Source organism: Streptomyces sp. ML-6, from assembly GCF_030116705.1.
In the GTDB taxonomy this organism is placed as follows: domain Bacteria; phylum Actinomycetota; class Actinomycetes; order Streptomycetales; family Streptomycetaceae; genus Streptomyces.
In genome coordinates, this window is the sequence record NZ_JAOTIK010000004.1 from 72576 (window position 1) to 98240 (window position 25665).

15 protein-coding genes are annotated in these 25665 nt (G+C 74.4%); 1 reads left to right on the forward strand and 14 read right to left on the reverse strand.

Annotation, left to right across the window (positions count from 1 at the left end):
* Positions 1 to 72 precede the first annotated feature (72 nt).
* From OCT49_RS38980 to OCT49_RS39025, 10 genes are all read right to left on the reverse strand, one after another.
* Positions 73 to 618 (reverse strand): ferric reductase-like transmembrane domain-containing protein, encoded by a 546-nt coding sequence (locus tag OCT49_RS38980; RefSeq protein ID WP_283856904.1) that lies wholly within the window; start codon positions 616 to 618, stop codon positions 73 to 75.
* Between the two features lie 366 nt (positions 619 to 984).
* Positions 985 to 1773, reverse strand: coding sequence for a 4'-phosphopantetheinyl transferase family protein (locus OCT49_RS38985; protein WP_283856905.1), 789 nt, complete (start codon positions 1771 to 1773; stop codon positions 985 to 987).
* Positions 1774 to 1809: 36 nt separating this feature from the next.
* Entirely contained in the window at positions 1810 to 3186 is a 1377-nt protein-coding gene (locus OCT49_RS38990) for an alkaline phosphatase family protein (protein WP_283856906.1), read from the reverse strand.
* Positions 3183 to 4364 carry a metabolite traffic protein EboE gene (gene eboE, locus OCT49_RS38995; protein WP_283856907.1) on the reverse strand — a complete coding sequence of 394 codons (1182 nt, stop codon included), beginning with the start codon at positions 4362 to 4364 and terminating at the stop codon, positions 3183 to 3185. Before eboE ends, OCT49_RS38990 begins: the two co-directional genes overlap by 4 nt.
* A gap of 12 nt (positions 4365 to 4376) precedes the next feature.
* Positions 4377 to 5234, reverse strand: a complete 858-nt coding sequence (locus tag OCT49_RS39000; RefSeq protein WP_283856908.1) for a TatD family hydrolase — start codon at positions 5232 to 5234, stop codon at positions 4377 to 4379.
* A 63-nt stretch (positions 5235 to 5297) separates the two neighbouring features.
* Positions 5298 to 5957 carry an EboA domain-containing protein gene (locus OCT49_RS39005; protein WP_283856909.1) on the reverse strand — a complete coding sequence of 220 codons (660 nt, stop codon included), beginning with the start codon at positions 5955 to 5957 and terminating at the stop codon, positions 5298 to 5300.
* Positions 5954 to 6841 (reverse strand): sugar phosphate isomerase/epimerase family protein, encoded by an 888-nt coding sequence (locus OCT49_RS39010; RefSeq protein ID WP_283856910.1) that lies wholly within the window; start codon positions 6839 to 6841, stop codon positions 5954 to 5956. Before OCT49_RS39010 ends, OCT49_RS39005 begins: the two co-directional genes overlap by 4 nt.
* Positions 6838 to 7719 carry an SCO3242 family prenyltransferase gene (locus tag OCT49_RS39015; RefSeq protein WP_283856911.1) on the reverse strand — a complete coding sequence of 294 codons (882 nt, stop codon included), beginning with the start codon at positions 7717 to 7719 and terminating at the stop codon, positions 6838 to 6840. The genes OCT49_RS39010 and OCT49_RS39015 overlap by 4 nt, the downstream gene beginning before the upstream one ends.
* Entirely contained in the window at positions 7716 to 8903 is a 1188-nt protein-coding gene (locus OCT49_RS39020; protein WP_283856912.1) for an inositol-3-phosphate synthase, read from the reverse strand. The genes OCT49_RS39015 and OCT49_RS39020 overlap by 4 nt, the downstream gene beginning before the upstream one ends.
* A 55-nt stretch (positions 8904 to 8958) precedes the next feature.
* Positions 8959 to 9747, reverse strand: coding sequence for a Tat pathway signal sequence domain protein (locus tag OCT49_RS39025; protein ID WP_283856913.1), 789 nt, complete (start codon positions 9745 to 9747; stop codon positions 8959 to 8961).
* A 378-nt stretch (positions 9748 to 10125) separates the two neighbouring features.
* Between OCT49_RS39025 and OCT49_RS39030 the strand changes: the two genes are divergently transcribed.
* Positions 10126 to 11130: a hypothetical protein gene (locus OCT49_RS39030; protein WP_283856914.1), complete on the forward strand. Its 1005-nt coding sequence runs from the start codon at positions 10126 to 10128 to the stop codon at positions 11128 to 11130.
* 106 nt (positions 11131 to 11236) lie between these two features.
* On the opposite strand, the gene OCT49_RS39035 is transcribed toward OCT49_RS39030, so the two are convergent.
* Genes OCT49_RS39035 through OCT49_RS39050 form a run of 4 tightly spaced genes read right to left on the reverse strand, consistent with a single transcriptional unit; the run spans position 11237 to position 25659 of the window.
* Complete coding sequence (locus tag OCT49_RS39035; protein WP_283856915.1) at positions 11237 to 12679, reverse strand: MFS transporter; 1443 nt, start codon at positions 12677 to 12679, stop codon at positions 11237 to 11239.
* Positions 12676 to 13647 (reverse strand): ornithine carbamoyltransferase, encoded by a 972-nt coding sequence (locus tag OCT49_RS39040; RefSeq protein ID WP_283856916.1) that lies wholly within the window; start codon positions 13645 to 13647, stop codon positions 12676 to 12678. Before OCT49_RS39040 ends, OCT49_RS39035 begins: the two co-directional genes overlap by 4 nt.
* A gap of 4 nt (positions 13648 to 13651) precedes the next feature.
* Positions 13652 to 20314, reverse strand: coding sequence for a non-ribosomal peptide synthetase (locus OCT49_RS39045; protein ID WP_283856917.1), 6663 nt, complete (start codon positions 20312 to 20314; stop codon positions 13652 to 13654).
* Positions 20311 to 25659: a non-ribosomal peptide synthetase gene (locus OCT49_RS39050; protein ID WP_283856918.1), complete on the reverse strand. Its 5349-nt coding sequence runs from the start codon at positions 25657 to 25659 to the stop codon at positions 20311 to 20313. Before OCT49_RS39050 ends, OCT49_RS39045 begins: the two co-directional genes overlap by 4 nt.
* Positions 25660 to 25665 lie beyond the last annotated feature (6 nt).

The following is a 25665-nucleotide window of genomic DNA, read 5'->3' on the forward strand; positions in this document are numbered from 1 at the left end:
CGGGTCTCAGAGGGATGGTTTTTGAGCGTATAAGGCATCGGGTCGAGCGTGTTCCGTACTTCTATATTCGATCTATTTATGGGCGGTTCGGGGCGGTTGGGTGGGTGTCCTGCGGCGGGAGAGGGTGCGCCGGCGGCGGTGGAGGAGGGCTGCCGCGGCGGCGGTGAGGCAGGCGGCGTAGGAGGCGGTGACCCAGGGGGCGGGGGTGCGGCCCGCGGTGAGGCCGTGGATCACGGCGGCGGTCCAGCCTGCGTAGGAGGCGGCGTGCAGGATGCGGAAGGGGCGGATCCAGCGGCGGGCCGCGAACAGGCCGCGCCAGATGCCGGTGGCGGCGGCCAGCAGGAAGAGGTGGCAGGCCAGGGTGCCCAGGGCGAGCCAGAGGTCGGCCCGGGTGGTGGGGGGCGGGCCGATGAGGAGGGCGTCGCGGGGGGTGATGCGGTGGGCTGCGGTCTTGACGGTGATGTGCAGGAGGAGGAAGGCGGTTCCGGCCAGGGCGGCGGTGCGGTGCAGGTGCTGGGCGTACTGGCGGTGGCGTGGGGTGAGCAGGTCGCGGAAGGTGCTGGTGAGGCCGAGGAGTACGGAGCCGGAGAGGCAGACCAGGGCGGCGACGCCGGCCATGGTGTCCAGCCAGGTGCGGACGGGGCCCGTGGCGAGGGCGGCGGCGGTGATGAGGGCGGCGGCGGTGAGGGCTGCGGCGAGGAGGGGTGCGGGGCCGGGGGCGGGGTGTGCGGGGGCCTTTGCGGGGTGCGGGGGCCGGGGCGGGGGCGGGTGCGGGGGTGGGTGCGGGGGCCGGTGCGGGAGTGGGTGCGGGGGCCGGTGCGGGAGTGGGTGCGGGGGCCGGTGCGGGAGTGGGTGCGGGGGCCGGGGCGGGGGTGGGGTGCTGGGTGAGGGCCATCGGGACTCCGGGTGGGGGGTGGGGTGCGCGGGGTTTCGGGCATGGCTTCGCGCCGCGGGAAGGGGGTTCTCGCGGCGCGAAGCTTGCTCTCACGCCGGGGCGTGGAGGTGGACCGGTCCGGCGGGGCCGTCGGCGGGGCGGGCCACGGAGGCCGCCCAGCGCTCGCCGATGTCGAGGTCCGTCACCTGCCAGCGTGTTTCCTCACCGCGGTAGCGGTGCACCACCTGGACGGGCCCGTCCTGGGCGGGGTGGACGTCCAGGGTGTTGAGCGGCATGCCCAGCAGGCCGAGGCCGACGGCCTTGACGACGGCTTCCTTGCGGGTCCAGGCCCGGTGGAAGGCGGCGTCCCTGGCCGGGCCGGCGGGCAGGCCCAGGACGTGTGCGCTCTCGGGCCCGGTGAGAACCATGTCGGCCAGGCCGGCCGGTTCGACCGGCCGCAGGGCCTCCACGTCCACGCCCACCCAGTCGCCCGCCCGTACCGCGAAGGCTCCGGCCCCCGCGGTGCGGGACAGGCTGACCGCGAGCGGGACCGGCGGGTCGGACACGGCCGGCGGGCCGTGTTCCCGGTCGCCGCAGCCGGGGCAGGTGCGGCGGCCGAAGCCGACCTGGTGCGGTTCGATGCCGAGCAGTGCGGCCACGGCCCGCCGGGCACCGGCCCGGGTGGCGGTGAACGCGGCCGCGTCCGCCTCGGCGTGGAAGCGCCGGGCCCGGCCCCGTTCCACCTCGTCGAGCACGGCGTGGTCGGCCGGGTCGGTCCTGGTGCCGAGCGGCCACCACCACACGTGGATCTCGCCCGATTCCCGCATCCGGGCGACCGCTTCGAGCGCCGGGCGGGGTATGCGCACCTCGCTGATCGCGGTGTTCCGCCGAGGTGTCATCTGGCCTCCTCTCGATCCTTGTCGATACGGCCGGTCTCAGGCCAGTCCGTTGAGGCGCAGGAGCAGTTCCTTGACCTCGGTGGCGTGGTAGCGGTCCCGTTCCTGGCCCGGGTCGGAGCACAGCAGCAGCGGCCCGTCCCGGTGGTCCTGGGGCAGCCGTCCGTGGCTGCCCCTGACGTGGGCCGGGTCGAGCGGCACCACGGTGAGCGGTGCGCGCATCCCGGCCTTCTTGCGCAGCAGGGTGAGTGCCGCCTTCGCCTTCACCGCCCTGTCGGCGGGGTCGAAGAAGAGTTCGGCCGGGTCGTAGCCCGGCTTGCGGTGGATCTCGACGCCGCGCGCGAAGTCGGGGGCGCGGGTGTCGTCGAGCCAGTAGTAGTAGGTGAACCAGGCGTCCGGTTCGGTGACGGCGACCAGTTCGCCCGCGTTGGGGTGGTCGATGCCGTAGGTGTGCTGCTGGGTGCGGTCCCAGATCTCGTCGATTCCCTCGGTGTGCTTGAGGACGTCGCGCACGCGCGGGATGTCGGCGGGGTCGGCGACGTACACGTGGGCGGCCTGGTGGTCGGCCACGGCGAACGCGCGGGAGGTGCAGGGGTCCAGGTATTCCATGCCGCGCTGGGTGGAGACGGACAGGAGTCCTTCGCGGCGCAGGGCGCGGTTGATGTCGACGGGGCGGGAGACGGGGCTGATGCCGTACTCGGCGAGGGCGACGACGGTGGTGCCGCGGTCGCGCAGGTCCGCCAGGAGGGGGGCGAGGGCGGTGTCGGCCTCGCGGGCGGCGCGCAGGGCCTGGGGGCTGTGGGGGCCGTGGCGCTGGAGGTCGTAGTCGAGGTGGGGCAGGTAGATGAAGGACAGGTCGGGGCGGCGGGTGGCGTCGATGTGGCGGGCGGCTTGGGCGATCCACCGGGTGGAGGCGATGGAGGCGGTGGGGCCCCAGTAGTGGAAGAGGGGGAACTCGCCCTGGAGGGCGGTGAGTTCGTCGCGCAGTGCGGCGGGTTTGGTGTAGCAGTCGGGGGATTTGCGGCCGTCGTAGTGGTAGACGGGGCGGGGGGTGAGGATGGTGTCGACGTCGGCGCCCATGGCCCACCACCAGCACAGGTAGGCGGTGGTGTGGGCGGGGTTCTTCCGGCGGGCGGCCTGCCAGACCTTCTCGCCGTGGACGAGGGCGTTGTGCTGGCGCCACATCATGACTTCGCCGTGGTCGCGGTGGTACCAGCCGTTGGCGACGGCGCCGTGGTCGCGGGGCAGCAGGCCGGTGGTGAGGGTGGCCTGGACGGTGGCGGTGACGGCGGGGAAGACGGTGTCGAGGCGGGCGGTGAAGCCTTCCTGGCCGATGGCGGCGAGGTGGGGCATCGCGCCCAGGAGGCGGGGGGTGAGGCCGACGGTGCACAGGACGGCGACCTGGCGGGTGGTCATGGGGTGGCTCCGGGGTGCTCGGTGAGGCCGAGGCGGGTCAGTTCGCCGTGGGTCCATTCGAGTTCGGTGGCGATGCCGGCGGCGATGCCCGGGGCGCCGGTGGGGCGCAGTCCGGGGGGCAGGACGTCCCAGGTGTAGGTCTCGACCTCGACGTGGTCGGTGAGGGCGTGCGGTCCGCCGAGGGTGGCGCGCAGGGTTTCCTGGAGGGCGTCGCTGGTGTTGCGCAGGGGTGGTTCGGGCTGGTCGTGCAGGGGGACGTGGTAGTGGATGCGCCAGGGGGCGTGGCCGGGCAGGGCGCCGGCCAGGGCGGGGGCGAGGTCGTCGCAGCCGCGCAGGGTGCCGTCGGGGAGCTGTTCGCGGACCTGGTGCAGGAAGCGGGGTTCGGTGAAGGAGTGCAGGGCCCGGCGGGACTCGGGGTCGGCGGGGGTGTCGGCGACCAGGGCGGAGGATGCCTGGAGTTTGACGACGGGTACGCCTGCGGCGGTCAGGGCGGCGACGGCGTCGTGCGGGTCCTCGTGCTGGACGGCGAGGTGGCAGGCGTCCAGGCACAGGCCGATCCAGTCGTGGTCGGCGCCGGCGATGGCGTGGGCGGCCTGGGCGGTGGTCTCGGCGACGCAGCCGGGTTCGGGTTCCAGGCCGACGCGTATGGTGCGGCCGGTCTCGGCCTCGATCTGTTTGAGTCCGGCGGCCAGGTCGTCGAGGTGGCGGGCGGCGGTGGAGCGCTGCACGCCGGTCCAGGGGGTGCGCCAGGCCAGGGGCAGGGTGGAGATGGAGCCGCGGGCCGCGTCCTGGGGCAGCAGGGCGGCCAGGACGCGGGCGAGGTTGAGGGTGTAGGTGAGGCGGGAGGGTTCGGACCAGTCGGGGAAGTAGACGCCGCGTTTGACGACGGGGGTGTGGAAGCCGCGGTAGGGGAAGCCGTTGAGGGTGACGGTTTCCAGGCCGCGGGCGGTCAGGGTGCGGCGCAGTTTCTCGGTGTCGTCCGGGTGGGCGGCGAGGTGGTGGGCGACGTCGGCGGGGAGCCACAGGCCCAGGCCGACGAGGTCGGTGTCCAGGTGGCGGCGGACCTGTTCGGCGTGGCCGGTGAGCTGGGCCGTGATCCCGTCGAGGGTTTCCGCCGGGTACACGTTGGTGCAGTAGGCGAGGTGGATGGTGGTGGAGTCGGGGTGGTGCAGACGCATGATGAATCGCCCTCAGCTGCCGCCGCGGGCGATCGAGTTGCCGGCGTACAGCCCCGCGGCCTGTACATCGTTGTAACCGTCCAGGTCGAGCCTGCCCGACTGTCCGTAGAACGTGATCGGGTTGCGCCACATGACGCGGTCGACATCATCCTCGTCGAAACCGGCGTCGAGCATGGCCTGGGCGGTGGTCCTGGTGAGGAGGGGGTCGCTGTGTCCCCAGTCGGCCGCCGAGTTCACGAGCATGTGTTCCGTTCCGTACTTTTTGAGGATGGCGACCATCCGCTGCGGGGTCATCTTGGTGTCGGGGTAGACGGAGAAGCCCATCCAGCAGCCGGTGTCGATCACTTCGGTGACGGTGACCTCGTTGAGGTGGTCCAGGACGACGTGTGCGGGGTCGATGCCGGATTCCTCGATGACGGCCAGGGAGCGGGCGGTGCCGCCGGCCTTGTCGCGGTGGGGGGTGTGGACGAGGGCGGGCAGGGCGAATTCGACGGCCAGGGCGAGCTGGGCCCGGAAGGCGTGGTCCTCGGCGTCGGTCATGGTGTCGTAGCCGATCTCCCCGACCGCTACGACGGAGTCCTTGGCGAGGTAGCGCGGCAGCAGGTCGAGCACGGGGGTGCAGCGCGGGTCGTTGGCCTCCTTGGGGTTGAGGCCGATGGTGCAGTGGTGGCGGATGCCGAACTGGGCGGCGCGGTAGGGCTCCCAGCCGAGCAGGGCGTCGAAGTAGTCGGCGAAGCTGGCCGGGTGGGTGCGTGGCTGGCCGAGCCAGAAGGCCGGTTCCACCAGGGCGCGTACACCTGCGTCGTACATGGCCCGGTAGTCGTCGGTGGTCCGGGACGTCATGTGGATGTGCGGGTCGAATATGCGCATGGCCGGTCTCCGTCGGGTGGGTGGGGCCCGGTCCTGGGTGCGGGGCCGGGCGGGGGTGGTTTCTCAGCCGTCGTGGGTGGCGATCAGCCACAGGTCTGCGGGTACGGTGCGGCCGGCGGCGCGGCGTTCGGCGGCGAAGCCGGCGGCCATCCGGGCGAGTTCGGCGTCGCGTCGTTCGTGCAGTCCGGCGACTTTGGCCAGGGGGATGTTGGTGAACAGGCATTTCAGGACGGCCTGGCGCCAGCGGTACTGGTCGAGGTGGGCCTGTGCGTAGGGGCCGAGTGCGGCGGCGATCAGGCGGGTGTCGTTGGTGCGCAGGGCGTCGTCGGTGAGGTGGACGGCGTGGGGGCCCAGGGGCAGGAAGGGCAGGGCGTGCAGGACGCCGCGGCGTTCGGCCGCGTCGCCGTCGTGGTAGCGGCGGGTGACTTCCTGGGCCAGGGGTGTGGCGGGGAGGCCGAGTTGGGCGAGCAGGCGGGTGCGTACGGCGTCCTCGATGTGCCAGCCCGCCCAGCCGGGCAGGCGGGTGCGGCCGTAGGTGCGGCCGGCGGCGGGGAAGCGGGTGTCGAGGGCGGGCGGGCCCTGTTCGGTGACGGCCTGGAGGTCCTGGGCCAGGCGGGTGCGGTGTTCGTGGCCGAGGGCGGCGCTAAGTCCTTCGGCCAGGGCGCGCAGGGTCAGGGGGTGGTGCACGGTGGCGGGGGGCGGGGTGATCGTGGGTGCGGTCATGCCGGTTCGGTCTCCTTCGGCCGGGCTGCGGTGCGCAGGAACTCGATGCTGTGGCGGGCGGTCGCGGTGGCGGCGTGGCTGTGCCGGGGCAGTTCGACGGAGACCAGTCCGCGGTATCCGGTGGTGGTCAGGGTGTGCAGGACCGGGGGGAAGTCGATCTCGCCCTGGCCGAAGGGGAGGTGTTCGTGGATGCCGCGCCGCATGTCCTCGATCTGGACGTGGGCGAGGCGGTCGGATGCCAGTTCGATGCAGCGGGAGACGGTGTGGGGTTCCAGGCACTGGCAGTGGCCGATGTCCAGGGTGAGGCGGAAGCGGTCGGGGTGGCCCAGGGTGCGGTGGAGTCTGCGGTAGCCGGCGAGGTCGGCGACGAGCATGCCGGGTTCGGGTTCGAAGGCGAGGTCGATGCCGGTGGCGTCGGCGTGCGCGACGGTTTCGGCGCAGCCCTCGACGAGGTGGTGCCAGGCCTGTTCGGGGGTGGTGTCCGGGTCGGGGGTGCCGCTCCAGAAGTGGACGGCCTCGGCGCCGAGTTCGGCGGCGATGCCGATGGCGCGGCGCAGCAGTCCGCGGCGCAGTTCGCGGCCTTCCGGTTCGGCGGACATCAGGGTGGGGCGGTGTTTGTGCCAGGGGTCCAGGAGGTAGCGGGCGCCGGTCTCGACGACGACGGCGAGGCCGGTGGCCTCCAGGGCGTGGCGGGTGCGGGTGATCTGCTGGGGCAGGTCGGGTGCGTAGGGGTCGAGGTGCTGGTGGTCCAGGGTGAGGGAGACGCCCTGGTAGCCGAGGTCGGCCAGGATGCGCAGGGCGTCGGGCAGGCGGTGGTCGGCGAAGCCGTTGGTGCCGTAGGCCAGGCGCAGGCCCTGGGGCGGGGCGGGGTGGCGGGGGCTCATGTCGGGGACACCTTCCGGGCGAGGCGGCCGGCCAGGGGCAGGGCGGCGACGAACGGCAGGGCGAGCAGGGGTGCTCCGGTGCGGGCGATCAGGGCGGCCTGGAGGGGGAGCAGGGCGTGGATGCCGGTGGTGACGGCGGTGCGGACGCGGGGGGCGCAGGGGGTGCGGGCGGCGGCGCTCTGGGCGCGGGTGCAGGTGGCGGCGTAGGCGGCCAGGGCGGTGGCGGTGACCAGGGCGGGGTGTTTGGCGGCGGGCGGGGTGGTGAGGAGGCGGGCGGTGTTGGCGGTGGTGATGGCCGTGGTGGTGGCCAGGGAGAGTTTCGGTTCGCCGGGCGGTGCGCCGTCGGTCTCGTGGCGGCTGAGGCGGGTGAGTGCGTAGGTGTGTGCGGCGATGGTGGCGGCGGCCGGGAGGGCGGCGGGCAGGCGGCCGGGGGCGGTGGCGTGCAGGACGTCCAGGGCGCGGGCGGCGGCCATGGTGGCGGGGCCGAGCGGGGTGTGTTTGAGGCCGAGGTCGTAGGCCCAGACGGCGGCGGCCAGCGGCAGGGTGCGGTGCAGCAGGGTGCGGCGGCCGCCGGCGAGGGCGGCCAGGCCCAGGCCCGTGCCGGTGAGGGCGGTGGCGGTGGCCAGGGCGGCGCGGGGGGTGAGGCGGCCCGAGGGGATGGGGCGGTGGGGGCGTTCGGTGGCGTCCTGGGTGCGGTCGGCCCAGTCGTTGAGGGCCATGCCCGCCCAGTACAGGGTGACGGAGGAGGCGGCCAGGGCCGTGGTGCGCAGGGCGTTGGGGCGGCCGGCGGCCAGGGCCCCGGCGACGACGTCGCCGGGGACCGTGAGGGCGGCCGGGGCGCGGACCAGTTCCGCGTAGGCGGCCAGGGCGGTGTTCACCGGGGGCTGCCCGCGGTGGCCGGGACGGGGGCGGTGGCCCAGGCGGTCAGGGCCTCGTACTGGAGGGTGAGGTTGTGCTCGCGGGAGCCGGCCGGGTCCTTGAAGAAGAAGCCCAGGGCGGTCAGTGCGCCGCTCTCGCCGCGGCGGCGGCCGTGGGCGGCCAGCCGGGCCAGGTCCAGGACGAGCGGGGCGGCCAGGGCGGAGTCGCAGCCCTGCCAGGTGAACTGCATGGACATCCGTACGCCGAGGAAGCCCTCGAAGGAGATGTGGTCCCAGGCGGTCTTCCACTCCCCCATCTCGGGGACGTTGTCGATGTGGACCTGGCCCTGGACGGGGTGGCCGACGGTCTCCTCCAGGCTGCGCTGCTTGGACTCGGTCTTGCTGCGGGCGGCGGCGGGGTCCTGGAGGGTGGCGCCGTCGCCGCCGCCCAGGAGGTTGGTGCCCGACCAGGAGCGCAGGCGCAGGGCGCGCTGGGTGAACATCGGGGCCAGGGCGCTCTTGACGAGGGTCTCGCCGGTCTTGCCGTCGCGGCCGGCGTGCGGGACACCGCGCAGGCGGGCGAGTTGTTCCAGGGCGGGCAGCGAGGCGCCCGCGGAGGGGGTGAAGTTGACGTAGGCGCAGCCGGCGCGGAAGGCGGCGTAGGCGTACAGGGAGCTGGGCGGGAGCAGGCCGGTGCTGGTGGCGAGGGCGTTCTCGAGGTGGGTGAGGTCGAGGTGGGCGGGGTCGGGGTCGGGCAGGGGTTCGGTGGAGGAGACGTTGAGGACGACGACCTGTTCCAGGGCGTGCCGTTCGCGGAAGGAGACGATGTCGGCGGCCAGGCGTGCGGCGGTGGCGGCCTGGGTCTCGCCGGGGCGGGGGGATCCGTCGCGGATCTCGCGGTCGGCGGCTTCCAGGGCGTCGTGCACGGTGGCGGGGAGTGCGGGGGGCAGGACGCCTGCCGCGGCGAGTTGCCCGGCCCTCGCCGTCAGGGGGACGGACACGATGTCGTGTCCGGCGAACACGAGGTCGGCGAGGGCCGGGAGGGATGCGTCGCGGAAGGGGGGGAGGTCCGTGACGCATCCGTCCGGGGAGGCGTGGCCCGCGGCGATCGCGGCGGCGCCGGCGGTCGCGGCCGTGGCGACCGAGCCTCGTGCGCCGATCATCCAGACGCCGATGCGGGGTGAAGTTGCGGTCGTGGCTGGCATGGTGGGCTGTGCCTCCTGAGTCGTACGGGGGGTGGGGCCGGCGGGGCCCGGGGGTCTAGAACTTGCCCAGGTCGGCCGGGTAGGGGTAGGTGTCGAAGGCCTGGTCGAGGCGGCGGGGGCTGCGGTGCAGCCACTTGCGGGTGATGCCGTGCACGGTGCGCCGGGGCAGGTGCTTGTTGTCGTTGGCGTCGGTGACCGGCTGTCCCAGGGACTGCAGTTCCCAGGCGGTGCCCGCGAGGCGGTTGATGTGTGTCCACCACTGCACGTCGATGTCCAGCAGCCGGAAGCCGGCCAGGAAGGGGTGCCAGCGGTGGTAGGCGTGGGTGAAGTCCGGCGGGGTGAAGTTCATCATGTGGACCTTGTTGCCGGCCGGGCGGCGCGGGTCGAACAGGACGCCCTGGCCGAAGAGCTGGAAGGCGCGGACCAGTCCGTGCGGGTCGTGGCGGTAGAACTCGCGGTAGACCTCGCGCTGGGCGTGGGACAGGAGGGCGAAGGCGTCGCGGTTGGGGCGGATGAGTTCCAGGTAGCTGCGCGGGTAGCGGCCGCCGGCGCGGGTGGCGGCCCAGGCGGAGTCGACCTTGGTGAAGTCGCCGAACGGCTTGCAGATGACGTCGACGGCCTCGACGAGGTCGGGGGTGGGGTTGTAGTAGAACCGCTCGTCGTACTCGTACCAGAACTCGTTGGCGCGGCGGTCGCCGACCATGCCCGGGACCTCGGGGAACCGGTGGGGCCGGCCGTGGGCGGTGGCCGGCAGGGTGCCGGCCACCGTCACCGCGGCCGCCGCCCCGGCGATGCCGGCGGCGGCCCTGAGGACGCCCCGGCGGTCCATGGTGTTGTGCGGCATCGGTGGGTCTCCTTCGTCGGTGGGCGGTGCATCGGTGTGCAGTGCGTTGGTGTGCGGTGCGTTGGTGTGCGGTGTGCGTTGGTGTGCGGTGTGCGGTGTGCGTCGGTGTGCAGTGCGTTGGTGCGTGGGTGTGCATGGGTGTGCGGTGGTGCACCGATGCTCGCGGGGTGCGCTATGTGCGTCCTATAACCGCCCCGGCGGGGTGTACTGGCTGGTCACGGGGGTGCGGGCGGGGGTGGAAGCCGCCGTGATGCCCGGACGATAGGGCAACGGATTACGTTCCTCCGGAAAACGGCCGTACGTGGCGCCGGGCCGTTCTCCGGCCCCGTGTGCACGGGCCGGCAGCCGGTCACTGCCCCCACCAGTGAAGGAGACACTGTGGTCACGCTCACCCATGCCCGGGTCCGGCTCAGGGACACCGGAGGCGGGGGGAATCCGCCCCGATTACACGGCCCCCTCGCCCGGTGCGCGGCGGCCATGGCCCTGCTCGCGGTCGTCGCCGCGGGCGGTCTGCTCCTGGACGAACGCACCGTGCTGGGTGAGGGGGTGTGGCTCAAGCCCCTGAAGTTCGCGGTGTCCTTCGGCCTGTATGCGATCACTCTGGCGTGGATGATCGGTCTGATGGAGCGCCGGCAACGTGCCCTGCGGCGGATCGGCACGCTTCTGGTGGTGCTGTTCATCGTGCCGGAGATGTCGGTCATCACGTTCCAGGCCGTGCGGGGCGAGCGCAGTCATTTCAATGTGTCGTCCGCGTTCGACGACGTGCTGGTCAAGGCGATGGGCGGGGCGGCGTACGCCGGCTGGGCCATGACGCTGCTGCTGGGGGTGCTGCTGCTGTGGCAGCGCCGGGTGGACCGGCCGATGGCCTGGGCCCTTCCGCTGGGGCTGTTCGTGTCCCTGGCGGGGATGTCGGTCGGGTATCTGATGACCACTCCCACGGCCGCGCAGCAGCGGGCCCTGGACGCCGGGCAGGATCCGCCCGTGCTGGGCGCGCACGGGGTCGGGGTGGCGGACGGGGGTCCGGGGCTGCCGCTGACCGGCTGGGCGGTGGGCGGCGGTGATCTGCGGGTGGCGCACTTCGTGGGCCTGCACGCGCTGCAGCTGCTGCCTCTGGTGGCCGTGGGGCTGGGGATGCTCGCGGTGCGGGTGCCGTTGCTGCGGGGCCAGGGTACGCGCACGGCCCTGGTCATCATCTGCGGGGCGGGGCATGCCGCTCTGAGTGCTCTGCTGCTGTGGCAGGCGCGGCGGGGGCAGGCGCTGCTGGAGCCCGACCGGGCCACGCTCGTGGCCGGTGCCTGTGTGGCCGGTGCGGTCGTGGCGGCGGCGGGTGCGGTGCTGGTGGCGGCGGCGTGCCGTGCGGGGCGGGCCTCGCCGGACAGGTGAGGTGCGCGCAAGGGTGCTTGCAGGGGCCGTCGCGGCTGCGGCGGCCCCTGCGGGCCTGGGTGCAAGGCGGTGTGGTGCCGGGGCCTGCCCCGGGGGGTGTTGTGGTTCAGCGGGCCGGGGCGAAGGGGCCCCGGCGCAGGGCCGGGGAGAGCAGGGCGGCCAGGGCGGTCGCGGCCATCGCGAGGCTGAGGGCCAGGATGGTGCGGGTGGGGCCCATGCCTTCCAGGGCGAAGCCGGCCGCGACGGGGCCGGCGGCCATCGCGCCGCCGCCGACCAGCATGGCCAGGGAGTTGGCCCGGCCCCGCATGCGGTCCGGGGCGATCCGTACGAGGTAGACCCCGCCGGCCACGTTGAACACGCCGCCCACGTAGCCGCTCAGGGCGAAGATCGCGCCCAGGGCGTAGGGGTCGCGGAGCACGGCGACGGGCACCATCAGCAGGGCCCAGGCAGCCAGTCCGCCGATGACCAGGGCGCGCATCGACAGGCGCTCGGTCCACTTGCCGCCGCTCAGGGCTCCGGCCAGGCCGCCGGCGCCGCTGAGCGAGAGCACGACGCCCGCCTGGAACTCGGTGCCGCCCGCCGACTGGATGCCGGACATCACGGCCAGGTTGAGGCCCTGGAAGAGGAGGTTGGAGACGGCGATGGCGGCCATCACGGCCCGCAGGAAGTGCTGGCGCCACATCCAGGCCAGCCCGGCGCGGACCTCGGCGGCCAGGGCGGTTTCCCGGGTGCCCCGGCGTTCCTGCTGGAGTTTTCCGCGTACCTTGAACAGACAGGCGGTGGAGGCGAGTTGGCCCAGGGCCGCGGCGGCGAACGGCAGGGCCGTGCCGAGGGTGACCAGGGCGCTGCCCAGGGGCTGGCCGGTGATGGCGGCCGCCCGGGTGCGGGCCTCGTTGCCGGTCATGGCGGCGCCGATCTGCCCGGGCGGCACCACGGCGGGCACGGCGGCCCGTTCGGCCAGCTGGAACAGGACGCCCAGGGTGCCCTCGGCGAACGCGGCGGCCAGCAGCGCCCACAGCCAGATGTGCCCGCTCAGCAGGAGCGCCGCGACCGCGCCGGTGACCACCGCCTGTCCCAGTCCGGCCGCCAGCAGGATGCGCCGCCGGTCCCAGCGGTCGACGAGGGCGCCCGCGGGCAGTTGCACCACCAGCTGCGGGAGCAGCAGCGCGGTGCCGACGAGTCCGGCGTCGGCGGGCGAGGCGGTCGCCCACAGGACGGCGAGCGGGTAGGCGACGGCGGTGGCGCGGCCGGCGAGCAGCGAGAGGCCGGCGCCGCCCCACAGCAGGCGGTAGTCGCGGTTGCGGCGCAGCGGTGCGGGCGGGGGTGCCGCGGCCTTCCCGGCCCCTCCCCCGGCCCCGGCTCCTCCCCCGGCTTCTCCCCCGGTCTCTTCCCCGGTCCTGTTGCCGTGCGGGGCGGGCTGCGGCTGTGCGGTCGGGCGGTGGTCCTGCCCCGGTCCGGGGCCGGGTGCGGGGCCGGGTGCGGGGCCGGGTGCGGGGCCGGGTGCGGGGCCGGGTGCGGGGCCGGTGGTGGTGTCGGTCGGGGGTTTCATCGTGCGGCCGCCAGGGTGCGGTCGGGGGCCGGTGCGGGTTCCTTTGCGGTGGCGGGGGTGCGGACGAACTCCAGTACCGCCATTGCGCTGTGCATCTTGTTGGTGGCCTGGGCGAAGGCGATGCTGTGCGGTCCGTCCAGTACCTCGGCCGTCACCTCCTCGCCCCGGTGGGCGGGCAGGTCGTGCATGAACACGGCGCCGGGGCTGGTCTCCCACAGGGCGGGGGTGACCTGGAAGGGGGCGAAGGCGTGGCGCCAGCCGGGGTCGGGTTTGCTGGTGCCGGTGGTCTGCCAGCGGGTCGTGTAGATCACGTCGTGGCCGCCGGTCGGTTCGTCCATGTCGTGCCGCTCGACCAGGGTGGCGCCGGTGCGGGCGGCGCGGGCGCGGGCCCGGTGGGCGACCGTCTCGCTCAGGCCGTAGCCGGGCGGGGTGCGGATCTCCAGGCGGACGCCGGGGAAGCGGGTCAGGGCGAGGGCGAGGGCCGCGGCGGTGTTGTTTCCCTCGCCCGCGTACAGGATGCGCAGGCCCTCGAGGCGGCCGAAGTGGCGCAGCAGGGTGGTGAGGTCGGTGAGGGCCTGGGTGGGGTGTTCCTCGGCGGTCATGGCGTTGACCACGGACATGGTGTTCTGCCGTGCCCAGGCGCGCAGTTCGGCTTCCGGTCCGGCGGTGCGGGCGACCAGGACGTCGAGCATGCCGGACAGCACGCGGCCGGTGTCCTCGGTGGTCTCGCCGGTGTTGAGCTGGAGGTCGCCGGGGCCGTAGGCGATGAGGGAGCCGCCCAGGCGCAGGGCTCCGGAGGAGAAGGCGGTACGGGTGCGGGTGGAGGTCTTGGCGAAGTAGATGCCGACCACCTGGCCGTCCAGTGGTGCGGGGCGCCGGGCGGAGCCGGCGGAGAATTCGGCGCCGCGGTGCACGATCCGTCGCAGTTGCGCGTCGGTGAGGTCGTCGATGGAGATCAGATGGCGCATGGGTTCAGCCTTCCTGGGCCGGGTCGTGGGCCGTGCGGACGTCGAGTGCGGCGGCCAGGTGTTCCACGGTGTGGTGGCGCAGTGCCGTCGCGAGGTCGAGCGGGAGGCCGGCCCTGCGGGCGGCGAGCAGCAGGGGCGGTACGAGCAGGGAGTCGCCGCCCAGGTCCCTGAAGTCGTCGTGCATGCCGACCTGTTCGAGGCCCAGGACCTGGGCCCAGACGGCGGCGAGGCGGCGTTCGGTGTCGGTGCGCGGTGCCTGGTAGGGGGCGGGGGCGGCGGTGGCGGTGCGGGCCGCCGGGGCGGACCTGTCGCGTTTGCCGTTGGCGCCGAGCGGGAGGGCGGGCAGGGCGGTGACGGTGGCCGGGATGGCGGCGGCGGGCAGGACGGCGCGCAGTCTCTCGCGCAGGGCGGGCACCAGGACGGTGTGTCCCGGGGCGGGGACGACCCAGGCGGCCAGGCGTTTGCCTCCGTCGGCGGCGGTGACGGCGGTGACGAGGGCTTCGCTCACCGAGGGGTCGGCGGCGAGTGCCGCCTCGGCCTCGCCGGGTTCGACGCGGTGTCCGCGGATCTTGACCTGGTGGTCGGTGCGGCCGAGGAATTCCAGGGCGCCGCCGGGCAGGCGGCGGGCCAGGTCCCCGGTGCGGTAGAGGCGGGTGCCGGGCAGTCCCCAGGGGTCGGGCAGGAAGGCTGCGGCGGTCAGGTCGGGGCGGCCGGCGTAGCCGCGGGCCAGGCCGTCGCCGCCGATCCACACCTCGCCGGCGGTGCCGTCGGGGACCGGTCGCAGGGTGGTGTCCAGGAGGCGCAGGGTGGTGCCGGGGAGGGGGGAGCCGAGGGCCACGAGGGTGCGGGGGTGGCGGGGTCGTTCGGGGGCGTGCAGGGTGTCGGCGTGCTGGAGTCCGGCCGGCAGGCCGGAGGGGGGTGCGGCGGGGCCGGGGGCCGGGGGCCGGGGGCGGTGGCGGTGGCGGGGCAGGACGCGCAGGGCGGTGGCGGCGACGGTGGTCTCGGTGGGGCCGTACTCGGCGGCCAGGGCCATGCCGCCGGGCCGGATGCGGGCGGCGACGCGGTCGGCCTGGGCGGTGGGGTAGGCGTCGCCCGCGCAGACGGCGAGGGCGGCCAGTCCTGCGAGTTCGGTGTCGGTCAGCTGTGTTTCCAGCAGGGCCAGGTGGCCGGGGGTGAGTCCGACGAAGGAGTAGGGGGCGCCCTTGAGGAGTTCGGTGCCGAACTCTTCGGGCCGGTAGGTCTGCGGGAGCAGGCGCACGGTCTGGCCGGTCATCAGGGGGGCGTACAGGGCGGGGATGCCGAGGTCGAAGGCGGCGGAGGTGAACCAGGGGGCGCCGCCGGTGCCGGCTGCGGCGTACTGCTCGACGGCCCAGTGCAGGTAGTGGGCGAGCGAGCGGTGGCTGATCTCGACGCCCTTGGGGGTGCCGGTGGAGCCGGAGGTGTGCAGGACGTAGGCGAGCCGGTCCGGGTCGTGGGCGGGGGCCGTCCTGCGGGTGGGGGTGGGGGCGGGTTGGGGGGTGGGGTCGAGTTCTTCGGTGATCAGGAGGGGGGTGTTGCCCAGGCGGGGGGCGTGGCGGTGTTCGGTGACGGCGAGGGTGAAGCCGGTGGCGGCGATGCGGGTGTCGGGGGTGCAGGGGTCCAGGGGGATCTGGGCGGCGCCGGTCTTCCAGATGCCCAGGAGTGCGGCCACCAGGTCGAAGCCGCGGTCCAGGAGGACGGCGACGCGGGTTTCGGGGCCGGCGCCCAGGGTGCGCAGGTGGCGGGCGACGGTTTCGGCGCGGGCGTCGAGTGCGGCGTAGGAGAGGGTGGCGGTGCCTGCGGAGAGGGCGGGGGCGTTCGGGGTGCGGGCGGCCTGGGTCTCGAAGGCGGTGAGGACGTCGGTGGGGGTGTGGGAGTGCGGCAGGGCGGGTGCGGTCAGGGCGGCGTGTTCGTGGGCGTCGGGGTAGGCGTGGCGGGCGTCGCCGTCGGCGCCGGTGCGGGCCATGTCGGTGAGGACGGCGGTGTAGAGGGCGGCGAGGCGTTTGGCGCGGCCGCGGGAGAGGGTGCGGGTGCGGGAGGCGAGGGAGAGGTGGCCGCGCACGGGGGTGCCGACGACGAGGCGGAATTCGTTGGGGCTGTCGTCGCGGCTGGCCATGATGTCGATGAGTTCGGTGTCGACCTGGTGGAAGTCGAGGTAGTGGAAGAGGACGTCGATGAGGTGGGATTCGCCGCCGGGGGTGCGCATGGCGGGCATGGGGTAGCGGCGGTGGGGCCACAGTTCGACTTCGCGGGCGAAGACCTGCTGGGCGAGTTGGCCCCAGGTGGTGGCGGTGCGTTCGTAGGGGAAGGGCACCGAGTTGAGGTACATGCCGGAGACGCGTTCGGCTCCTGCCTGTTCGGGGCGGGCGTCGGCGACCATGCCGCCGCGGAAGCGTTCGGCGCGGGTGAGCAGGGACAGGACCTTGCTGTGGGCGGCGTGCAGGACGCTCTTGTAGGGGACTTCGGCGGCGGTGGCCAGGGTGCGCAGGCCGGGTTCGAGGGTGGTGAGGGGGATGTCGATGCGGTAGCGTTCGTCGGTTTCGTCGTCGTCCTGCCATCCGGCGGGGACGGTGAAGCGTTCGTGGGTGTCGACGATGTGGCGCCAGTGGTCGCGGTCGGCCGGGTCGTCCAGGGAGCGCAGTTCGCCGGCGATGAAGTCGGCGTAGCGGACGGCGGGCAGGGGCGGGGCGGGGTCGGGGCGGTTGCCGGAGCGCAGGGCGCGGTAGGCGCGGAGCATCTCCATGAGCTGGGAGTGGTAGCTCCAGCCTTCGATGACGGGGTGGCATTCGGTGATGGACAGCCACCAGCTCTCGTCGTCCAGGAGGTGGACGGCCATGCGCATGAGCGGTGGGCGGGTGAGGTCGAAGAGCTGTTGGCGGTCGCGGTCGGCGAATTCCCACAGGGTCTGGGTGCGTTGCTCGGCGGGCAGGTGGCGCAGGTCGTCGAAGAGGCAGGGCATGCGGGCGGCGGCGTGGACGAGCTGGAGGGGGCGGGAGTGGCCGTCCAGGGCGAAGGAGGTGCGCATGACCTCGTGGCGTTCGACGATCAGGTCGGCGGCCTGCTGGAAGGCGTCGGGGTCGAAGGGGAGGTGGTCGCGGATCCGGAAGGAGGTGATGTTGTGGTAGCGGTTCTCGGTGCTGCGGCCGTACATCTCGACGAGCATTCCGGCCTGGGTGAGGGAGAGGGGGTAGGCGTCGGTGACGTCGGCGGGCAGGGCGGCCCGGTCCTTTTCGTCGATGAGGGCGAAGCGGGCGACGGGGGCGTGCGGTGCGGGGGTTTCGCCGTGGCCGTGGCCGTGGCCCAGGGTGTCGCCGAGGGCGGTGCGCAGGCGGGCGACGGTGCGGTGGGCGAAGATGTCGCGGACGGTGGTTTCCCAGCCGGCTTCGCGCAGGGCGCCGACGAGGGTGACGGCGCGGATGGAGTCGCCGCCGAGTTCGAAGAAGCTGTCGTGGATGCCGACGGTGTCGCGGCCCAGGACGGTGGCCCAGATCCTGGTGAGGGTGTGTTCGGTGGTGTCGCGGGGGGCGGTGTAGGCGCCGACGGCGGTGGCGGTGCGGCCGGGGGCGGGCAGGGCGGCCCGGTCGAGTTTGCCGTTGGGGGTCAGGGGCAGGGCGTCGAGGGTGAGGTAGGCGGCGGGCACCATGTACGGGGGGAGGGTCTCGCCGGCGCGGGCGCGCAGTGCGGCGGGGGTGAGGTCGGCGGGGTCGGCGTCCTGGGCGGGGACGAGGTAGGCGACCAGTTCCCTGGCGCCGGGGGTGTCCTCGCGGACCAGGACGACGGCTTCGGCGACGGCTTCGTGGGCGGTGAGGACGGTTTCGATCTCGCCGGGTTCGATGCGGTAGCCGCGGAGTTTGACCTGGTGGTCGGCGCGGGTGACGAAGTCGAGGTTGCCGTCGGGCAGGACGCGGGCGATGTCGCCGGTGCGGTAGAGGCGGGTGCCGGGTTCGCCGTAGGGGTCGGGGACGAAGCGTTCGGCGGTCAGGTCGGGGCGGCCGGCGTAGCCGCGGGCCAGGCCGGTGCCGCCGATCCACACCTCGCCGGGCACGCCGATGGGCAGGGGGCCCAGGTGTTCGTCCAGGACATACATGGTGGTGTTGGGGATGGCGCGGCCGATGGGGACGAGTTCGGTGGTGAGGGGGGTGTCGAGGAAGTAGGCGGAGTTGCCGACGGTGATCTCGGTGGGGCCGTACTCGGCGGCCAGGCGGGTGCCGTGGGGGCCTGCCGAGGTGGTCCAGCGTTCGGCGAGGCGGGTGGTGAAGGAGTCGCCGGCGGCGATGACGAGGCCGGCCAGGTTCTTGATCTGGTCGTCGGTCAGCTGCTGCTGGAGCAGGTCGAGGTGGCCGGGGGTGAGTTTGATGAAGGAGTACGGGGCGCCGCGGGCGAGCAGGGTGCCGAGGTCGGCGGTGTCGAGGTCCTGTGGGAGCAGGTCGACGTGGCGGCCGGTCATCAGCGGTGCGTACAGGTCGGGTACGCCGAGGTCGAAGGCGATCGAGGAGAACAGCGGGGCGCCGCCGGGGTTGGCGTGGGTGTAGGCCTGGACGGTCCAGCCGAGGTAGTTGGCCAGGCCGCGGTGGGTGACCAGGACGCCCTTGGGGCGGCCGGTGGAGCCGGAGGTGTGGATGACGTAGGCGAGGGTGTCGAGGTCGTGGGTGGTGGGCAGGGCGGCGGTGGCGGTGGTGCGGGCGGCCTGTTCGGCGGGGTCGTCGGTGACCAGGACGAGGGGGCGGTCCTGCCCGGCGGGGGTGCGGGTTCCCTCCCCGGTGGGGCGGTCTTCGCCGCCGTCGGGGGTGGTGAAGCGGTGGGCGTGGCGGGTCTGGGTGAGGACGGTGCGGGTGCGGGTGGTGGCCAGTATGTGGCCGATGCGCTCGTCGGGGCAGCCGGGGTCGATGGGTACGTAGGCGGCGCCGGCGCGCCAGATGCCGAGGAGGGCGGCGATCAGCTGCGGTGAGCGGTCCAGGAGGACGGCGACGGTGTCCTCGGGGCCGATGCCGAGTGCGGCCAGGCGGCGGGCGTGGTGTTCGGATTCCTCGGCGAGCCGGCGGTAGGTGCAGGTGGTGTTGTCGTGGCGCAGGGCGGTGGCGTCGGGGGTGGCGGCGGCCTGTTCCAGGATGGTGTGCAGGACGGGGCGCAGGGTGGTGGGGTCGAGGGGGTGGCCGGTGCCCGGGGGGGTGGCCGGGCCGTTCAGGAGCAGGGCGCGTTCCTGGGGGCCGATCGGGTCGAGGGCGTGCAGGGGGGTGTCGGGGGCGGTGGCGATCTGGGTGAGGAGGCGGGTGTAGTGGCCGGCGATGCGGGCGGCGGTGGCCGGGTCGAAGAGGGCGGTGGCGTATTCGAGGCTGCCGTGCAGGGTGTTGTCGGGGCGTTCGGCCAGGTGCAGGGTGAGGTCGAAGCGGGCGATGGTGCCGGTGGCGGGGACGGGTTGGGCGGTGAGGCCGGGCAGGTCGGGGGTGTTGGTTCCCTCGTCGGTGGCGAGGTCGAACATGACCTGGAAGAGGGGGGTGGTGGACAGGTCGCGTTCGGGTTCCAGTTCGTCGGCGATGCGGTCGAAGGGGGTGTCCTGGTGGTCGAAGGCGTCCAGGACGGTGGTGCGGTTGGCGGCCAGGACGTCGCGGAAGGTGGGGTCGGTGCCCCAGCGGGCCCGCAGGACCAGGGTGTTGTACGCGTATCCGGCCATGCGGTGCAGTTCGGGGCGGGTGCGTGCGGAGACGGCGGTGCCGACGGCGATGTCCCGTTTGCCGGTGTAGCGGCCGAGCAGGGTCTGGTAGGCGGTGAGCAGGACCATGAAGAGGGTGGCGTCGTTGTCGCGGGCGAGGGTGCGCAGTTTTTCGGTGGTGGCGGCGGGGATGTCGAAGCCGTGGGTGGCGCCGTCCCAGGTGCGTACGGCGGGGCGGGGCCGGTCGGTGGGCAGGGCGAGCGGCTGGGTTCCGGCGAGTTGCCGGCGCCAGTGGTCCAGGCCGCGGTCGGCGTCGGGGCTGTTTTGGCTGCGGGCGGTCCAGGCGGCGTAGTCGGCGTACTGGACGGGCAGTTCGGGCAGTTGTTCGCCGCGGTAGAGGGCGGCGAGGTCGTCCAGGAGCAGGGGGCGGGTCAGGGCGTCGCAGGCGATGTGGTGCAGGACGACGAGCAGGACGTGGTCGTCGGGGGCCAGGCGCAGCAGCCGGACGCGCAGGGGGTGGTCGGTGGCCAGGTCGAGGGGCTGGGTGGCGTGGGTCCGGGTGAAGGCGGCGGCGGCTTCGTCCCGGGCGGTGGGGTCCAGGCCGGGCCGGTCGGTGAGGGCGAGGTCGACGGGGCCGGGCGGGTCGATGACCTGGTGGGGGCCGGCGGGGTCCAGGACGTAGCGGGTGCGCAGGATCTCGTGGCGGGCGGCCAGGGCGTCGAAGGCGTGCTGGAGGGTGTGCGTGGGCAGGGGGCCGCGCAGCCGGTGGGCCATCGGCAGGAGGTATTCGGGGCTTTCGGGGTCGAGCTGGTGCAGGAACCACAGCTGGCGCTGTCCGGCGGACAGTTCGAGGGGGCGGGTGCGGTCGGCGGGCGGGATCGCCGTGGTGCGGGCGGGGGTTTTCGCGCCGTTCCCGGCGCGTCCGGCGAGGCGGCGGCGCAGGAGCTCGGCGCGCAGCTCCTGCTGGGTGGGCCGGGTCGGCGCGGTGGGTGCGGTCACGGCTGGTACTCCCGGTGGGCGAGGGCGAGTTCGGCGTCGGTGAGGGTGTGGATCTCGGCCGTCACGGCCTCTTCGACGGCGTGGGCGAGCCGGGTGACGGTGGGGTGTTCGAAGACGGTGCGCAGGGGCAGTTCGATGTCGAACTCCTCCTGGATGCGGGCGATGACCCGGGCGGCGCGTACGGAGTTCCCGCCGCTGCGGAAGAAGCCCTGGCGGGAGCCGATGCGGTGGTGGGTGGCGGTGTGGGGGCCGTGGAGGACTTCGGCCCAGATACCGGCGATGATTTCCTCGACGGGGCCTTCGGGGGCGGTGTAGGGCTCGTCGGCGAGGGCGGCGGTGAGGTCGGGGGCGGGCAGGGCTGTGGTGTCGACCTTGCCGTGCCGGGTGAGGGGGAGGGTGGTGATCGGCACGAGGAGGGCGGGGACCATGTAGTCGGGCAGGTGGCGGGCGCAGTGGTCCAGGAGTTCGCTGTCGCCGGGTGGGGGTGTGCCGTCGGCGGCCACCCAGTGGGCGACGAGTGCGGCGTCGGGGCCGGTGTGGTGGACGGTGACGACGGCCTGGGCGACGGCGGGGTGTTCGGCCAGGACGGCCTGGACCTCGCCGGTTTCCACGCGGCGGCCGCGGATCTTGACCTGGCCGTCGGCGCGGCCGGCGAATTCGAGGGTGCCGTCGGGCAGCATGCGGGCCATGTCGCCGCTGCGGTAGAGGCGGGCGCCGGGTTCGCCGTGGGGGTCGGGGACGAAGGCGGCGGCGGTCAGGTCGGGGCGGCCGTGGTAGCCGCGGGCCAGGGCGGTTCCGCCGATGCACAGTTCGCCGGTGGTTCCGTAGGGGACGGGGGTGAGGTGTTCGTCCAGGACGCGGACGGTGCAGTGGGGGTAGGGGCGGCCGATGGGGGTGGTGGGGGCACTGTCGTGGGCGTCCCAGCGGGTGGAGGCGATGGTGGTCTCGGTGAGGCCGTATTCGTTGATGAAGCGGCGCAGTCGGCGGGAGAGGTCGCGGGCCAGGGCGGGCGGGCAGTTCTCGCCGCCGGTCTTGCCGGTCAGGGGGCGGTGTCCGAAGCCGGCGTCGATGAGCATCTGCCAGTGGGCGGGGGCGGCCTGGAGGTGGCTGACGTCGTGCCGGTCGATCAGGGCCAGCTGGGCGCGGTGGTCGCGCAGTTCGTGGTCCTGGGCCAGGACGACCCGGCCGCCGGCCAGGAGCGGCATGATCAGTTCGGTCCAGGAGATGTCGAAGGTGGGCTGGGCCAGGGCGAGGTAGGCGTCGTCGGGGCCCTGGCCGAAGTCCAGGTGGGCCTGGAGGGCGCGCAGGGTGGGCAGCAGGGTGCGGTGTTCGACGGCGACGCCCTTGGGGCGGCCGGTGGAGCCGGAGGTGTACATGAGGTAGGCGAGGCGGGCGGGGTCGGGGGCGGGCAGCGGTGTGCTGCCGGCCGGCGGTGCGGTGCCGGGTTCCGTGTCCAGGGTGAGGACGGGGCCGTGGTGGAGGCCGGCCAGGCGGGCGGCGCCGGCGGTGTCGGTGACCAGGACGCCGGCGCGGGAGTCGGTGAGGACGTGGGCGATGCGGTCGTCGGGTGCGCCCGGGTCGAGGGGGACGTGGGCGGCTCCGGCGTGCCAGATGCCGAGGATGGTGGCGATCAGGTCGGGGGTGCGGTGGAGGAGGACGGCGACGGTGGTCTCGGGTCCGGCGCCCAGGTCGCGCAGCCGGTGGCCGAGGAACGCGGCGCGGCGGTCGAGCCGTTGGTAGGTCCAGGTCTCGTCGCCGCAGACGACGGCCGGGTCCTGCGGGGCGCGGCGGGCGGCCTGTGCGATCGCGGTGTGCACGCCGCCGCCGTCGTCGGGTGCCTGGGTGAGGGTGTTGCCCGCGCCGGCGGGGCCGGGGCCGTGGGCGAGGAGTTCGGTGCGCAGGGCGGCGGGCAGGAGGTCGGCGGTGCCCAGCGGTGTGCACGGGTCGTCGGTGACCGCTTCCAGCAGGCGGGTCCAGCAGTCGGCGAACCGTTCGACGGTGGCGGGGTCGAACAGGGCGGTGGCGTATTCGGCCATGCCGAGCAGGGAGCCGTCGTCCTGGCGCTGCACGACGAGGGTGAGGTCGGTGCGGGCGGCCTGCCAGGCTTTCCGGAAGGCGGTGAGGTCGCCGGAGGAGGCCGCGGTGCCGGTGCGGCCCTCCTCGTGCAGGTCGAACATCACCTGGTAGAGGGGGGTGCGGGCGGCGTCGCGGCTCTCGTCGAGGGCGGCGACGAGGTGGTCGAAGGGCAGTTCCTGGTGGGCGAAGGCCTCCCGGGCAAGGTCGCGGACGCGGACGACGGCGTCGTGGAAGGTGTCGTGGGGGGCGGGGGTGCAGCGCAGGACGAGGGTGTTGAGGAAGAACCCGACGACGTCGGCGGTCTCGGGCCGCTCGCGGCCGGCCACGGGGATGCCGACGGGGACGTCCCAGCGGCCGGTGAGGCGGGCGACGAGCGTGGCGAACGCGGTGAGCAGGGTCTGCTGGAGGGTGGCGCCGCGGCTGCGGCCGAGGGCGGCGACGCGTTCGGTGAGCGCGGCGGGGACGGTGAAGAGGTGGACGGCGCCGCGGGCGTCGCGCACCGGGGGGCGGGGCCGGTCGGCGGGCAGGTCCAGGGGGGTGATGCCGTCCAGGACCTTCTTCCAGTGGGCCAGTTCGCGGGCGAGGAAGGTGTCGGTGAGCCGGGCGCGGCGGTGGGCGGCGTGGTCGGCGTACTGCACCGGGAGTTCGGGCAGGTCGGCCCGGGTGCCGGTGTGGGCGGCGGCGGCGAGTGCGGTGAGGTCGCGTTCCAGGACGACGGAGGACCAGCCGTCGCAGGCGATGTGGTGCAGGCAGAGGATCACGTGCAGGGGTCCGGTGTCCCGGCGTACGGTCAGGGCCCGCCAGACGGGGCCGTTCTCCAGGTCGAAGGGCCGGGCGAACTCCTGGTGCACGATCGCGTTCAGTTCGTCGTCGGTGGTGGCGTGCGCGGTGCGCAGCAGGGGCGGGCGGGTGCCGGGCGGGTCGGCGATCTGGACGGGTGCGGTGCCGTGCAGGACGTAGCGGGTGCGCAGGATCTCGTGCCGGTCGGCCAGGGCGGTCAGGGCGGCGGCCAGGGTGGTGTCGCTGTAGTGGGCGGGCAGGGTGAGGAAGGCGGGTGCGTTCCACTCGCTGCTGCCGGGGCGCAGCCGGTCGAGCAGCCACATGCCCTGCTGTCCGGGCGAGAGCGGCATGCCTTCGGGCTTGCGGGGCACGGGAAGGATCGTTTCGGCGGTGTGGTCGTCGCCGGCCGGGCCTGCGGGGCGGTCGAGCAGCGCGGCCTGGGCGCGGACGGTGGTGGCGGTGAACAGGGCGCGCAGCGGGACGGGGGTGCCGGCCGCGGCGGACAGGAGTTCGGCCAGGCGGGTCAGCATCAGTGAGGAGCCGCCGAGCTGGAAGAAGTCGTGGGTGGCGCCGATCCGGGAGGCGGGGACGCCGGTCAGCCGGGCCCAGATCTCGGTGACGGCCCGTTCGGCGGTGGTGCGCACCGGGACGTGTTCGGTGGTGGTGGGGCTGTCGGCGGGGTCGGGCAGGGCGCCCCGGTCGATCTTCCCGCTGGCGGTCAGCGGCCACTGCTCGACGGGGACGAACACGGAGGGCACCAGGACGTCGGGCAGGGTGCGGCGCAGGAAGGCGCGCAGTTCGTCGGGGCGGGGCTGTGGGCCGCGCGGCTGGATCCAGGCGGCCAGGCGGCTGCCGGGGCCGGCGGGGTCGGGCACGGCGGCGGCGACGGCGGCGCGTACCCAGGGGTGGGCGGTGAGGGCGGCCTCGACCTCGCCGGGTTCGATGCGCACGCCGTTGACCTTGGTCTGCTGGTCGAGGCGGCCGAGGTATTCCAGGACGCCGTCGGCGCGCCAGCGGACCTTGTCGCCGGTGCGGTAGAGGCGGGCGCCGGGCTCGCCGTGGGGGTCGGGCACGAAGCGTTCGGCGGTCAGGCCGGGCCGGCCCAGGTAGCCGAGGGCCAGTCCGGTGCCGCCGGCGTGGAGTTCGCCGGGGACGCCGACGGGCACGGGGCGCCCGGCCGGGTCCAGGACGAGGACGCGCATGTTGCCGATGGGGCGTCCGATGGGCACGGCGCCGGTGTCCCGTTCGGGGTCCCACTCGTGTTCGGTGATGTCGACGGATGCCTCGGTGGGGCCGTAGGTGTTCCAGATGCGGACGCCGGGGGCGCGCTGGAGGATGCGGCTGCACAGGTCGGCGTGGAGGGGTTCGCCGGCGCTGAAGACCAGGCGCAGGGCGCCGGCGCGTTCCCAGCCGGGTTCCTCGACCAGGCGCCGGTAGACGGAGGGGACGCCCTGCAGGACGGTGATGCCGTGGTCGGCGACGGCGGCGAGCAGGGCCGCGGGGTCGTGTTCGGTGCCCTCGGGGGCCAGCACGAGGGCGGCGCCGCTGATGAGCGGGGAGAACAGTTCCAGTCCGGCGGCGTCGAAGCCGATGGTCGTCTTGAGCAGGACCCGGTCGGCGGGGCCCAGGCGGTGGCGGTGGGCCAGCCACCGCACCCGGTTGGCGATGCCCGCGTGCGGGACGGCGACGCCCTTGGGCCGGCCGGTGGAGCCGGAGGTGTGCAGGAGGTAGGCGGCCCGGGCCGGTTCGGGAACGAACGGCGGGGCGGTCACGGGCTGCTGGCCGGGGGCTCCCCCGGGCTGCTCGGCGGGGGCGGCCGCGGGCCGTTCGGCGGGGACGGCCGCGGGGGGGCCGCCGGGGACTCCCCCGGGGTGTTCGGCGGAGGCTCCCCCGGGCTGCTCGGCGGGGGCGGTCACGGGATGGTTGCCGGTGACGTCCTCGGGCCGTTCGGCGGGGACTCCCCCGGGGTGTTCGGCGGAGACTCCCCCGGGCTGCTCGGCGGGGGCGGTCACGGGCTGCTGGCCGGGGGCTCCCCCGGGGTGGTCGCCGGGGACGTCCTCGGCCAGCAGCAGCCGGGCGGCGGCGGGCAGTTTGCCGGCGGTGGACTCCTGGGCCAGGACCGCCTTGGCCCGTGCGTCCTCCAGGACCAGGGCGATGCGGCTTCGGGGGTGGTTCGGGTCCAGCGGCACGTAGGCGCCGCCCGCCAGCCAGACGCCCAGGAGCCCGGCGACCAGGTCGGGGGTGCGGTGCAGGCACACGCCGACGAAGTCGCCCGGGCGCACGCCCAGGGCGTGCAGGCGGGCGGCGAACAGGGCGGCGCGGGCGCCGAGTTCGGCGTAGGTGGTCACGCTCGCGTCCGCACCGATCACGGCGGGCGCGTGGGGCGTGCGGGCGCGCTGGGCGGCGAACAGCGCGGGCAGCAGGGGTGCGGTCCTGGGCCGGGCGGCGGCGGCACCGGTGTGCGGGCCCGACAGCGTGCGGTCGTTCACAGTCTC